The organism is Bifidobacterium sp. UTCIF-38, assembly GCF_006454495.1.
In the GTDB taxonomy this organism is placed as follows: domain Bacteria; phylum Actinomycetota; class Actinomycetes; order Actinomycetales; family Bifidobacteriaceae; genus Bifidobacterium; species Bifidobacterium callitrichos.
The window spans coordinates 53323-66500 of sequence record NZ_JFAL01000023.1 but is presented as its reverse complement, the minus strand read 5'-3'; the positions used below and the strand labels follow the sequence as shown (position 1 = coordinate 66500).

Below are 13178 nucleotides of genomic sequence, written 5' to 3'. Positions count from 1 at the left end.
ACGTCACATGTCAGACATCAGATCAGACATCAGACAACTGTCATCAGGCAAAGGAGTAATCGATGATCAACGAGCACTACAAGGCGATGCTGGGCGGCAAATCCGTCATCCGCACCTTAAGCGAATACGCGACGGCACGAGGCAAGGAGATCGGCTACGAGAACGTGTTCGACTACTCCCTGGGCAATCCGAGCGTGCCCGCGCCGGCCGATTTCTCGCGCACGATGGTCGACCTGTACGAGCACGGTGATCCGGTCGCGATCCACGGCTACTCGCCGTCGCTGGGCATTCCGAGCGTGAAGGACGCGATCGCCGAATCACTCAATCGCCGGTTCGACATGGATTACACCGGCAATCACATCTTCCCGACCACGGGCGCGGCGGGCGCCCTCGCGCACGCGATGCGCGCCGTGACCAAGCCGGGCGACGAGGTCATCACGTTCGCGCCGTACTTCCCCGAATACCAGCCGTACGTGGAGGGCACGGGCGCGCATCTGACCGTGATCCCGGCCGACACCGAGAACTTCCAGATCAACTTCGAGGCATTCGAGGCGGCGCTCAACCCGGGTGTGCAGGCTGTGCTCATCAACACGCCGAACAACCCATCCGGCGCCGTGTACTCGGCCGCGACGCTCGACAAGCTTGCGGGCCTTCTGCGCGCGAAGCAGGAGGAGTACGGCCACGACATCTTCCTGATCAGCGACGAACCGTACCGCGAGATCGTGTTCGACGGCGCCACGCAGCCGTACCCGGCGAAGTGCTACGACAACACGCTCACCTGCTACTCGTGGTCGAAGTCGCTGTCCCTGCCGGGCGAGCGCATCGGCTACGTGGCGGTCAACCCGCGCGCCACGGACGCGGAGCTGCTCGTGCCGATGATGGGCCAGATCTCGCGCGGCACCGGCCACAACTGCCCGCCGAGCTCGATCCAGCTGGGCGTCGCGAAGGTGCTCGACGAGACCTCCGATCTCGGCGTGTACGAGACGAACATGAACCTGCTGTACGACGCGCTGACCTCGATCGGCTTCGACGTGGTGCGCCCGGGCGGCACGTTCTACATCTTCCCGAAGGCGCTCGAGGAGGATGCGACCGCGTTCTGCATGAAGGCGAAGGAGTACGATCTGATCCTCGTGCCGTCGGAGAGCTTCGGCGTGCCGGGATACTTCCGCATGGCGTACTGCATCGACACGGAGAAGGTCAAGCGCTCGATCCCGGCGCTCGAACGCTTCGCGCGCGAGCAGTACGGGCTCTGATCACATGTGGTCGGCCGGTGGGGCCGGGAGAAACGATGCACGACACACTCAAGGCCGTTCGGCCAAGCCTACGGTCGTGCATCGTTTCTCCCGGCCCCACCTCCGTTGTGTGAAATCCACAGCTACATACGGCCGGCCTTGGAGGGGTCGAGGGTCATGGTCTGGAATCGCGCGGACATGAAATCGTTGTCGAAGTTGCGCGCGAACCAGGCCGTGACCGGGGAGTCCTGCGGCAGGCCGGCCATGCGCCCGTACCAGCAGTCGAGCGCCATCAGGGTAAAGACGATGTCGACGACCATGAGGACGGTGCATACGGTGGTCAGCGAATAGCGGACCTTCCAAGGGATGCGATTGATCAGGCGCAGGAGGCGCGGCAGGATCCAGCGCACCCAGGCCACGCCGATCAGTCCCCAGAAGAACATGTATTTACCGGAGGTGCGTCCGTCGATCGACAGCCACTGGCCGGTGTAGTCCCACGCGGTGATGCCGAACGCGACCTCCATGAACCAGCTGGTCGCGTATTCGAATGCGCCGCCGATCACCGCGGACGCGCAGAAGATGAGGAACGGATTCGATTTCCACAATCGGTTGAGCGCGACGGTGACGAGCACGGCGCCGCAGCCGTAGATCGGCGAGAACGGGCCCCACAGCAGGCCCGCGCGATCCTGCAGCTCGCCGTGGTACATCGCCATGTGGTAGACGGTTTCGATGGCGAGGCCGAACACGCAGGCGACGGTGAACAGCCAGAAGATGTTGAAGAAGTCGAGGGAGATGTAGCCCTTGCCGGACGGGTCGCGGCCGAGCGTGCCGGCTCTGACGGCCTGCTCGTAGGCATCGCGATCCTCCATGCGCTTCAGGGCGCGCTGGAGTCGTCGCTCCTCGATCAGGGACGGATCGGCCGCGATCGAGACGGCCACGAGGATGATCATCCGGATGCCGGACGGCAGGATATTGGGGCCGAGTCCCTCGAGCGCAAGCGAGAGCATGCCCTCGGCGAGTGTGATCGGCATGAGCACGTACGCCCATCGCGCGGCGTAGCGGCGGCGGTTTCTGATGAGGAGCACGCCGAAGACGATCATCGCGGCCGCCGAGACGATGAGGACCACGGCGTCGAGCGCGTTCAGGTCGGCGGTCAGGCTCATCGCGTTGAACGCGAGCTCGCCGCGCATGATCGCCTTGACCGCGTTGATCGAGGCGAATACGACGATCGGCAGCGTGGCCAGGCCGTCGAGCAGCACGAGCACGCCGTATATGCGGATGATGAGCGGCAGTCGCTTCGCGTCGAGGTCGACGGTCTCGTCGACCTCATCCGCGGCCAGATCGGCGATCGCGGCCGAGGACAGGCCGGTCCGACTCGGATTCTCGGGTCGATGCTCAGTGGACATCGGGTTCTCCATTCCTGCGGGATCTGTTGCGTCCACTCTACTCATCGGTGATTCCACAGCGCTGCCGCTCAGCCGAGCACATCGGCTTCGGCGTTCAGGAAACGTTCAAGGAACGTTCGGAAAGGTCGTCGGAAGGTTTCAGAGCCCGTGCACGGTCACCCAAGGCCCTATCCGGGAACGGGCAGTGTACTGATACCAGCAACGAACGAGGTCCGTCGCACCGCAAGCGTCGCGGCGGACAGGATTCGACGGGACAGTCGACGAGCGATCGCCATGCCAGCCGTAGCAGGTCAGACGAGACCACCGTCACGGCTCGGCACCACGGGGCCGGACGACACCGCGGATCCCCGACGAAAGGCAACAACCATGAGCGATAACAGGCATGCGGCGGCAAGATCGTCGACTCCGACGGCAATACGGTGACGATCACGGCGGGCGGCAAGACCGTGGTCAAGGGCACCGGATCGGTGACGGTCACGGTGAGCGGCGACTATTCGACGACGCTGCCCGATACGGCGACCGGTGACGACACGACGCTCTCCGCCGATCTCATCGACCGTTCAGACTACGACACGCAGTTCGGCACCTCGACCTCGTGGACCATGAGCTGAACGGTCAACCCGATCGCACCCCAATCGCCCCCGATCGCAATCAGACCAGATCAGACCACAGCCAGACCACAGCCAGACCACACGGCTTCACTTCCATTCCCACTCAACGCCAAGCATTCCACGAAAGGACAAACCATGAGCAACATCACCGATCCCCGCAAGGACTCCCACCTCAGCCAGAAGTCCCGTCAGGAGCCAGGACAATCCACCGACCAGCAGACCACGGTACTGCCGTCGAACGCAGCCCCAAAGGCCGACGAAACGGCGGCGACCGTGCCGCTCGTTGCGTCGAACCAGAACAGGCAAGCCTCCGCCGCCAATGGCATCGCCGCCAACACCCCGTCGGGAACGCCCGGCGCACTTCCTTCGCAGTATGCCGCCCAGCCCCAAGGGGCACCCAAGGGGACACCGAGTGCGGCCGGCAACGCTCCTCTTGCCGGCAACAACGGTGAGCCCGTCTCCAACGGTACCGTCTATGGCACCGTCCACGACAATGTCGCACAGCAGAACGGGCAAACGTATCAGCAGCCGTATCGCGACAATCCGTTCGCCGGCGGAAGCGGCGCCGGAATCGGAGGCAATGGAAACGGGACGTTAGGCACGCCGGGTGCGGGCGCCGCGGGCGCTGGCGCGATCGTCTCGAAGATCAGCGGCAAGGCGATCGCGATCGTCGCCGGCGTCACGCTGGTGTGCGGGCTGCTCGGCGGCGTGGCCGGCGGGTTCACGGTGAACGCGTTGTCGGGCGATTCCGGTTCCACAGCAGGCCAGTCGAGCCAGATGGGCGGCATGGGCGGCGGCATGGGTCACGGCCAGATGCCCGGTGGCAATTCCTCCGGCGGTTCCTCCGATTCCGACTCGTCGACGAATGGCAACAGCAACAGCCAGAACGGCCAGATGGGTCAGCCGCCGAGCAGCGGCCAGGGCGGCAACAGTGGCAATAGCGGCGACGGCGGCGACGGCAACAGCACCGGTGGCAGCGACAGCAATACCAGCGGTTCCAACTCCAGCGGTTCCTCCAGCTCCAACTCCTCGGACACCGGCCTGACCACTGGCTCCTCCTCCGGTGACGGCATTACCGCCTGACACCCTTGACAATCCCAACGACCCCCGTCGAATACGATTTCGACGGGGATCGTCGTGTTTCAACCCTAGATTCCATCCATTCACCCAACCTCTTCACGACTCCCTCACCCCTCCCAACCTCTTCACGACTCTCCCACCTTCCCCACGACTCCTCACCTCCCCACGACTCCCCAACCTCTATCACCGCCTCTCCCAACCTCCCCACGGCTCTTCAACCTCCCCCAAAGACCCCAACCACCGCTTCCCCAACCTCTCCCCGCCGCTTCTCCCAGCCTCCCTCACGGCTCTCCAACCTCTCCACGGCTCTTCAACGGATCCACCGTGGCTTTCCCAACTCTCTTCTCACAGCCCCTATCCCCCCTTCCCCAATGTTGGCGTCACAAATTCCCGGAATCTCCCCTACGCCCGGTAAAAAGTGACGCTGGTGATTGGTCAGCGTCACTTTTTACCGAGATCCCCCCTGTGCTCGGGAATATATGACGCTCACTAATTACCAGCGTCACTTTTTCCCGAGACGTGGGGTAATCTCGGGAAAAAGTGACGCCAGCAGATTGCGCCAGTGTCAGGAACCACCAGCTGTATCAGTATCAAGAGTCAACCAGTCGTATCAGTACAAGAGCCAACGAACCGCGCCAGTACACAGGAATCACCAGCCGTACCAGTATCAGGAACCAACCAGACCGTACCAGTACACAGGAATCGCCATGTATCGGTACAAGAGTCAACGGACCATACCAGTACATGGGGGAGCCAACCGGACTGCGCCGGCAGCGTCTGGTCCATACGGATGGTTGCAGATGGTTGCGGATGGTTGCGGATGGTTGCGGATGGTTGATGGGCGCCTCGGGGTATGGGCGCCCAGCGTCAGCGGACATCGAATACCAAAATTAGACACTTTACCCATCGACACGGCAATCCGGCGCCATTGCCCCCGTTGTTCCGAACACATGGTCTATGGTGTGTTGCGATACTTGGGTCATTGGACGTCAAAAAGTTGACAACATGTCAACTTTGTCCAATCACAACGACCACGACGACACCATGGAGCGGAGAACCGGCACGAAGCTCCTCACGGCCGGACGGCAACGTCCGATGGCTCCGAACGGGAACGACCACAACGGCCACACGGACGAGAGAAGGAAACATAAGGTCATGGGCAACGTTTTCGCGATACTGAAACGCGACCTCATCCGCATCCTCAGGGTACCGGCGGCATGGGTGATCGTCACCGGACTGATCTTCATCCCACCGCTCTACGCATGGTTCAACATCATCGGATTCTGGAGCCCGTACACCAACACGCAGGGCATTCAGGTGGTCATCGCGAACAACGACAAGGGCACCGAGAACGCGCTCGTCGGCAAGACGAACCTCGGCAAGCAGATCGTCACGCAGCTCAAGGCGAACCATCAGCTCGGATGGACGTTCACCGACGAATCGGAGGCACTGAACCGCGTGCAGTCCGGCGAGGCGTACGCGGCGATCGTCATCCCGGCGAGCTTCAGCGACGACATGATCGGCGCGATCACCGGCGGCGACCAGCCGCAGCTCGAATACTACGTCAACGAGAAGGCGAGCGCGATCGCCCCGAAGATCACCGACATCGGCGCGAGCACGGTCGACAATCAGGTCAACGGCACGTTCGTCTCCACGGTGAGCCAGGCGCTCTCCGACGCGGTGAACAAGGCCACGGACGCGGCCGGCGGCACGGCGGACGCCATGCGTTCGGACGTGCTCGACGATCTCGACGACGCGCGGCGGGATGTCGCAAACACGCGCAAGATCATCGGCTCGCTCAAAACCACGCTGGGCAAGACTCCGGCCAAGACGAAGGACGCGCGCGAGGCGCTCACCCGCACGCAGACGCTGCTTGGCAAGGCGAGTACCGGACTGGGCGATCTGTCGACCCGCATCAACGGCGCGCAGTCGCGGATCACCACGTTCACCATGAACGCGAACACCGTGCTCGATAGCGGTTCGTCGCTGCTGTCGCAGACCTCGCAGCAGGCGAGCGCGGGCGTCAACCACGTGACGGCCGGTCTGACGGTCGCCAACGGCGCGGCGGGCGATGCGATCACGATGCTGCAGACCGTCAACGACGCCAACACGCAGGCGATCGCGAAGCTCAAGGCCATCGCGGCTGAGCTGCCGAACGGCGGCGGCGCGGCGCTCACCCAGGCGATCGCGAAGCTGGAGACCGAGAACCGGCACACCACGCAGACGCTGGCCGACATCAAACAGCTCAACACCGACACCGGTGCGACCATCGCCTCGGTGTCGGGGCTCGCCACGAGCTTCGACACGGCCACACAGTCGTCGCTCGCCGCGAACTCGGCGGCGCGTAAGGCGATCACCTCGGGCGCGCTGCCGAAGCTCAACGGCGGTCTCAACACGCTGGCGGGCACTGCCGGCACGATCGCCGGAGGCCTGGGCGGTCAGAACGCGCTGATCTCGCAGACGAACGTCGTGTTGAATCAGCTCGACAAGGCGGCCGCGAGCACGATCAGCTCGCTGGATCACACCGATCAGGCGCTCAAGCAGATGGAGACCAAGCTCGAGACGACCTCCACCGATCTGAAGGCCCTCGACACGTCCAGCATGCTGTCCGACCTGTTCGGAGGCAGCGGCAAGGACGGTTCCGGCAAGCTCGACACGGATCGCATCGCCAAGTTCATGCTCTCCCCCACCGTGATCGACACGAAGATCCTCTACCCGATCAACGCATACGGCTCGGGCATGGCGCCGCTGTTCACGAACATGGCGCTGTGGGTGGGCGCGTTCGCGCTCGCCGTGATCATGAAGCTCGAGACCGACGACGAGGGCATCGAGCATATGACGATCACACAGGGATATATGGCCCGTTTCCTGCTGTTCGGCCTGTTCGCCGCGGCGCAGGGCGCGGTCACGACGCTGGGCGATCTCATCATCGGCGTGCAGAGCGTGAACCCGTTCGCGTTCGTCGCGACCGGCGTGATCACCTCGCTCGTGTACGCGTCGATCGTGTTCGCGTTCTCGACGACGTTCCTGCATGTGGGCAAGGGCATCTGCGTGGCGTTGATCATCCTGCAGATCCCGGGCGCGTCGGGCCTGTATCCGATCGAGATGATGCCCGACTTCTTCCGCAATCTGTACCCGTTCTTCCCGTTCACGTATTCGATCGACGCGTTCCGTGAGACGATCGGCGGCTTCTACGACGGCTACTGGTTCTCGAAGATCGGGCGACTGCTGCTGTTCGCGATCGTCGCGTTCGTGCTGGGGCTGGTCGTGCGACCGTTGATGGCGAACGTGAATCGCCTGTTCGCGCGTCAGATCGACGAGAGCGACATGATCATCGGCGAGCCGGTGCACATGCCCGGCACCGAATACCGGGTGACCGCGGCGGTGCGCGTGCTCGCCAACCACGAGGGGTATCGCGAGCGCATCGAGCGCAAGGCGGCGGCGTTCGCCGCGCAGTATCCGCGATTGAAGCGCGGCGCACTGATCGCGGGTCTGGTGGTGCCGGCGATCCTCGTCGTCACGTTCTCGCTGACGCCGAACACGAAGCTCGAGGCGATGCTCGCCTGGCTGATCTGGGTGCTGTTGATCATCGCGTTCCTGATCACGATCGAGTACGTGCGCGATAGCCTGCGCCGCCAGACCGAACTGGGCAATCTGGACGACGAGGCGATCCGCTCGTACATCCACGGCATCGAACGGGGACGCGAGCAGGCGCGGGAGAGACGGGCGCAGGCTCGCAAGGCAAAGGCGATGGCCCGCGCGAAGACGAAGGCAGCGCCAACCGCGAAGACGGAGCAGCAGACCGCGCCCGCCGAAAGCCCCGAGGACACAGCAGATGCGGAGGACACCGCACACACCACCGAGGAAAGGAACGAGCGATGAGGACCATGTGGCGTCTGTTCACCGGCGATGTGCGCAGAATCACGAGCAACATCGTCTCGATCATCATCGTGATAGGACTCACGGTGATTCCCGGCCTGTTCACCTGGTTCAACGTCGCGGCGAGCTGGGATCCGTTCAGCAACCTCAAGAACCTGAAGTTCGCGGTCGCGAGCGTCGATGAGGGCTATGAGTCGGATCTGATCCCGGTCAGGATCACGATCGGCGACACGGTCGTCAACACGCTGCGCGCCAATTCGCAGCTCGACTGGACGTTCACGACGAAATCGGACGCGATCGAGGGGACGAAATCGGGCAAATACTATGCGGCGATCGTCATTCCGAAGGACTTCAGCAGCAAGATGATGACGTTCTTCTCCTCGGATGCGCAAAGCGTGAAGATCAGCTACTACGAGAACGAGAAGAAGAACGCGCTCGCCCCGAACCTCACCACGGAGGGCGCGAGCGAGGTGTCGACGCAGATCAACGAGATGTTCGCCAAAACGCTGACGAGCACCGCGCTGTCGGTAGCGTCGTCGCTGGCGGACGACCTGTCGAAGCCGGAGTCGAAGACCGCGCTGGCCCGGTTCAGCGCGAATATCAGCGAGTTCTCGACGACGCTCGGCAACACGTCGTCGATGATCGGCGACTACGCGTCGATGACCGGTTCGGCCGACGCGCTGCTCGCTGATTCGGCCGAGCTGATCGCCGGAGTCGGCGGTTCGGCCGATGCCGCCGGCAAGACGCTCAAAAGCGCCAGGTCGGGGGTCGACGACGTGTCCGGGGCGATGAACGATGCGGCGGACGCGCTGTCGAACGCGCTCAAGGCGAGCGCGGCGAGCTACGGCGCGGTGTCCGACGCAGCCGACAAGCTGTACGCTTCGACCGCCACTCAGGCCGAGGACACGGCCGCCGCCCTCGACACGCAGGCGGCTCACGTGGGCGATCAGATCGCCGAATACGAGTCGATCCGCGCCGATATCGCGTCCGTGCAGGCGGCACTTCCCGAACGGCTGCAGGGGTTGCTCGACCCGACGCTGGATCGTCTCGACACGGCGATCGCCCTGCAGAAGACCTTGCAGCAGCGTCTGAGCGACGCGGCCAAGACCGTGCGCGATCGCAGCGCCGACTCGCAGGCGCGTCGCGCCGAGATCAAGAAGCTGGCGGCGCAGGCGAAGGCCGCGATCGAGGGCGTGAAATCCGATTTCAACGCGTCGATCCAGACGCAGATCGACCAGATCGAGTCGTCGGTCAATCAGGCGACGGGCGCGCTCGACACGGCGTCGGCGAAACTCGACGGCACGCTCGACGAACTGGGCACGACGGTGTCGGGCGCGCGCAAGAGTCTTGCCACCGTACGCACGACGCTGGAATCGGTGTCCGCCAAGCTCGCGAAGGCGGGCAAGGAGCTGGGATCGTTCAACGAGCGGCTGTCGAAGGCGCTCGACAGCGGCGATATGGCGATGGTCAAGGAGGTGCTCGGCAACGATCCGGAGACGCTGGCGAGCGTACTGTCGGCGCCGGTTGAGTTGAAGCGCAAGGCCCTGTTCCCGGTGAGCAACTTCGGTTCGGCGCTGGCCCCCCTGTACATCATCCTGCCGCTGTGGGTGGGCGCGCTGCTCATGGTGGTGACGCTCAAGACGAGCGTGTCACGCCGTGTGCGCGAGGAGCTGACCGAGCGGGCGGGCGGCGTCGAGCCGCGGCCGCATCAGCTGTTCCTCGGCCATTACGGGGTGTTCGGGCTGATCGCGCTGATGCAGAGCACGTTCTCGCTGGCCGGTGCGCTGCTGTTCATCCACGTGCAGTCGGTGCATCCGATGCTGTTTATGCTCACCGGATGGGTGAGCTCGTTGGTGTTCTCGTTCTTCACGTACACGATGACGGTGAGTTTCGGCAACGTGGGCAAGGCGATCGGCGTGCTCATGCTCATCGTGCAGATCTCCGGCTCGAACGCCGCGTATCCGTTGCAGATGCTGCCCTCGTGGATCGGACGGATCAGCCCGCTATTGCCGATCACGCATTCGGTCAAGGCCCTGCGTGCGGCGATTGCGGGCATCTATGCGATGGATTACTGGTGGGCGTTGGGCGCGCTGCTGCTGTTCGTGCCGCCGCTGCTGCTGATCGGGCTGCTGCTGCGCAAGCCGCTGGTGAGGTTCAACCGGTGGTACGTGGAGAAGGTCGAAAGCACCAAGGTGATCGCGTAGCGTTGCAACGCTACTGGACGGAGGCCTGCTGACGGACGACGTCGAGGGCCTTGTTGAAGGCGTCGGACGTCCAGCTGGCGCCGGCGACCTTGTCGACCTTGAGGCCCTTGAGCGGCTTGCCGTCGACGACGCCGTTGATCGCGTTGGCGAAGTCGGTCTGATGCTGCTTGGAGATCTGCGTGAACGGGTGGCCGATCACCTCGACCGTCTCGACGTTCTGATCCTTGATCGTGAAGTGGACGTCGATCGAGTCCTCGCCCACCGGGCCGTACTGGCCGTTGACCGAGTAGGTGCCGTCCTTGTAGTTGCCGGTGTCCTTGCCGCTTGCGGCGTCGGAGGAGGCCGAGTCGTCCGTCCCCGCGTCCGCGTCGCCGCTGGACTGCGACTGCTCCTCCTGGGACTGCTGGGTCTCACCGGAGTTGCCCGAGTACTGGTCGTCCATCGGCGTGGCCTTCGACTCGCTGCAGCCGGCCACCCCGCCCAACAGGGCCAGCGTGGCGGCGGTCAGGGCCACAGCCTTGACGGCCTTATCGTTCCTATCGCTCATATTCTCACTCCTCGCCGCCGGTTTTGGCGGCCTTGGTCGGATCGGCGAACCCGATCGGCAGGTCGCCCTCGCGCTGGGCTCCCTCCTCGGTGGAGCCGGTGAACGCCGGGCGACCGCCCTCGGCCTCGTACGCGGCTCGGGCCTTCTCATCGTTCCACTTCTCACCGACGAGCACGCCGTGGTTGAGCATGATCTCGCGTTCGGCGCAGCTGGCGACCAGCGCGTCGTGCGTGACGACGATGATCGTCGTACCCTGATCGTGCAGCTGGCGGAACAGGTCGAGGACGATCTTCTCGTTCTTCTCATCGAGGTTGCCGGTCGGCTCGTCGGCGAGGATGAGCTTCGGATCGTTGATGAGCGCGCGGGCGATGCACACGCGCTGCTGCTCGCCGCCGGAAAGCTGTCCGGGCAGGTGGTGGGCGCGGTCCTTGAGTCCGACGCGATCGAGCGCCTCGAGCGCCTGCTTCTCGTCGACGACCGAATGGTAGTACTGGGCGACCATCACGTTCTCGACGGCCGTCAGATGCGGCACGAGGTAGAACTTCTGGAACACCAGTCCGATCATGTTCTTGCGTACGTCGGCCAGCTGCGCGGCATTCAAGTCCTCGAGCTTGCGGCCCTCCAGCTTCACGGAGCCCTTGGACGGCGAGTCCATGCAGCCGATCATGTTCATGAGCGTGGTCTTGCCGGAGCCGGACGAGCCGACGATCGCCAGCCATTCGCCCTGCGGCACGGTGAGGTTCAGGTCGTCCACGGCGTGCAGATCGCCGTAGATCTTCGAGATGTGATCGAGTTCAAGCAGCATGATGATTCCTTTTTCGCGGGTTGACGCGGATTGTGCGCGATTACTCCTCGCGCAGCACGATGGCGGGGTCGATGCGCGAGGCGCGCGAGACGGGCGGGATGGAGGCGAGCACGGCGATCAGCGCGCTGAAGAGCACCGATCCGATCGCGAGCGGCCAGTTGACGGGCAGCGATCGCTGGAAGACGACGCCGGTGAGCACGCGGGCCAGCGCATAGCCGACGCCGGTGCCGATCAGGCCGCCGATCAGGCCGTACAGCGCGCTTTCGACGTAGAACTCCATGCCGATGGAGGCGCTGGATGCGCCGAGCGCCTTCCTCAGGCCGATCTCGTAGCTGCGCTGGGAGACGATCGAGCTGATCGTCGTGGAGACGCCGACGAGGGTGAGCACGAGCACGACGATCGAGACGATCCAGAACAGGGTCTGCAGCATCGTGATGATGCGCGTGTCGGAGGAGGTGATCTTGGTGACCTGCTGCGCCTTGACGTGCATCGAGGTCATGTCGTTGATCGACTTGACGGTGGCGGCGAGGTCGTCGCCGGATGCGGAGGCGGAGTATTCGATCACGTCGACGCCGCGCGTGACGCCGGTGAGCTTGTCGACGTCGGTGCTGGTCGCGTAGATGATCGAGTCCTCGCTGCCGCCGGTGTCGACGATGCCGGCGACGCGGAATTCGGTGCCCTTGGTGTCCATGATGTCGCTGGAGACGCGGCCATCCTGCGTGGGTTGGGCGGAGGTCTCTCCGGTCTGGCCGGAGGTCTCTCCCCCGGTCTCGGCATTCGCCGAGCCAGCCCCCTCGTCAGAGGGGGCCGAGGAGGAGGAATCCGTCGCACCGGACTGGGTCGAGGAAGAGGAGGCGGCGTTGTCGGAGGCTCGGTAGCCGATGGTGATGCCACCGCCGATCTTGGCGTTGAGCGCGTCGGCGACGTCGCGGCCGATGAGCACCTTGCCGTCGGTGGGCCAGGAGCCTTCGACGTTCCAGTGGTGGTTGAGGTTCTCGACCTGCGCGGGGTCGACGCCGGCCATCACGTACGGCGCGGCGTTGACGCGCACGTTCTCGTAGCGATAGGTCGCGTACTTGGCGGAGCCCTTGGCGCGCACCATCTCGGTGGTGTGCTTGACCATCGCCGCGTCGATGCCCGACTTCGCGGCGGAGGAACCAGCCGAGTCGGACGACGCAGAATCCGTCGTCTCGCCGGTCGGGGTGACGATGAGGTTCGCGCCGTACGCGCGCATCTCGTCGTTCATCTGCTGCGGCACGGCGATGCAGATCGCCGCGAGGCAGAACAGCGTGGCCGCGCCGACCAGCGACGCGACGACGGCCATGATCGCACGCGAACGACGGCGGAACACCGCGCCGAAGAGCATGCGGAAGAACATACCGGTATTGGTCATAGGTCGGTTCCCTCCATCACG

At 64.2% G+C, this 13178-nt stretch carries 9 protein-coding genes; 5 read left to right on the top strand and 4 right to left on the bottom strand.

Annotated features, from left to right (window positions below; genetic code table 11):
• Nucleotides 1–62: 62 nt before the first annotated feature.
• The gene (locus BW11_RS08055) at nucleotides 63–1253 is read left to right on the top strand and encodes a pyridoxal phosphate-dependent aminotransferase (RefSeq protein ID WP_140445248.1); all 1191 of its coding nucleotides are present in this window, start codon (nucleotides 63–65) and stop codon (nucleotides 1251–1253) included.
• A gap of 122 nt (nucleotides 1254–1375) precedes the next feature.
• Here the strand turns inward: BW11_RS08055 and BW11_RS08050 are convergent, their stop codons facing one another.
• Entirely contained in the window at nucleotides 1376–2638 is a 1263-nt protein-coding gene (locus BW11_RS08050; protein ID WP_140445249.1) for a putative ABC transporter permease, read from the bottom strand.
• A gap of 419 nt (nucleotides 2639–3057) precedes the next feature.
• Here BW11_RS08050 and BW11_RS08045 point away from each other — a divergent pair, with 419 nt between their 5' ends.
• From BW11_RS08045 to BW11_RS08030, 4 genes are all read left to right on the top strand, one after another.
• On the top strand, nucleotides 3058–3249 hold the full coding sequence (locus BW11_RS08045) for a hypothetical protein (protein WP_140445250.1): 192 nt from the start codon (nucleotides 3058–3060) through the stop codon (nucleotides 3247–3249).
• Nucleotides 3250–3384: 135 nt separating this feature from the next.
• Nucleotides 3385–4332 carry a hypothetical protein gene (locus BW11_RS08040; protein WP_140445251.1) on the top strand — a complete coding sequence of 316 codons (948 nt, stop codon included), beginning with the start codon at nucleotides 3385–3387 and terminating at the stop codon, nucleotides 4330–4332.
• Between the two features lie 1152 nt (nucleotides 4333–5484).
• Entirely contained in the window at nucleotides 5485–8211 is a 2727-nt protein-coding gene (locus tag BW11_RS08035; protein WP_140445252.1) for a YhgE/Pip domain-containing protein, read from the top strand.
• Entirely contained in the window at nucleotides 8208–10412 is a 2205-nt protein-coding gene (locus BW11_RS08030; protein WP_140445253.1) for a YhgE/Pip domain-containing protein, read from the top strand. The genes BW11_RS08035 and BW11_RS08030 overlap by 4 nt, the downstream gene beginning before the upstream one ends.
• Nucleotides 10413–10422: 10 nt before the next feature.
• On the opposite strand, the gene BW11_RS08025 is transcribed toward BW11_RS08030, so the two are convergent.
• Genes BW11_RS08025 through BW11_RS08015 form a run of 3 tightly spaced genes read right to left on the bottom strand, consistent with a single transcriptional unit; the run spans nucleotide 10423 to nucleotide 13157 of the window.
• Nucleotides 10423–10959 (bottom strand): FMN-binding protein, encoded by a 537-nt coding sequence (locus BW11_RS08025; protein WP_140445254.1) that lies wholly within the window; start codon nucleotides 10957–10959, stop codon nucleotides 10423–10425.
• Nucleotides 10960–10963: 4 nt separating this feature from the next.
• Nucleotides 10964–11764, bottom strand: coding sequence for an ABC transporter ATP-binding protein (locus tag BW11_RS08020; RefSeq protein ID WP_043167371.1), 801 nt, complete (start codon nucleotides 11762–11764; stop codon nucleotides 10964–10966).
• A gap of 40 nt (nucleotides 11765–11804) precedes the next feature.
• The gene (locus BW11_RS08015; protein WP_140445255.1) at nucleotides 11805–13157 is read right to left on the bottom strand and encodes an ABC transporter permease; all 1353 of its coding nucleotides are present in this window, start codon (nucleotides 13155–13157) and stop codon (nucleotides 11805–11807) included.
• Nucleotides 13158–13178 lie beyond the last annotated feature (21 nt).

Coding starts and splice junctions, on each gene's coding strand:
- BW11_RS08055 (WP_140445248.1), top strand. CDS start 63: ATGATCAACGAGCACTACAAGGCGATGCTGGGCGGCAAATCCGTCATC.
- BW11_RS08020 (WP_043167371.1), bottom strand. CDS start 11,764: ATGCTGCTTGAACTCGATCACATCTCGAAGATCTACGGCGATCTGCAC.
- BW11_RS08050 (WP_140445249.1), bottom strand. CDS start 2,638: ATGTCCACTGAGCATCGACCCGAGAATCCGAGTCGGACCGGCCTGTCC.
- BW11_RS08035 (WP_140445252.1), top strand. CDS start 5,485: ATGGGCAACGTTTTCGCGATACTGAAACGCGACCTCATCCGCATCCTC.
- BW11_RS08030 (WP_140445253.1), top strand. CDS start 8,208: ATGAGGACCATGTGGCGTCTGTTCACCGGCGATGTGCGCAGAATCACG.
- BW11_RS08025 (WP_140445254.1), bottom strand. CDS start 10,959: ATGAGCGATAGGAACGATAAGGCCGTCAAGGCTGTGGCCCTGACCGCC.
- BW11_RS08015 (WP_140445255.1), bottom strand. CDS start 13,157: ATGACCAATACCGGTATGTTCTTCCGCATGCTCTTCGGCGCGGTGTTC.
- BW11_RS08040 (WP_140445251.1), top strand. CDS start 3,385: ATGAGCAACATCACCGATCCCCGCAAGGACTCCCACCTCAGCCAGAAG.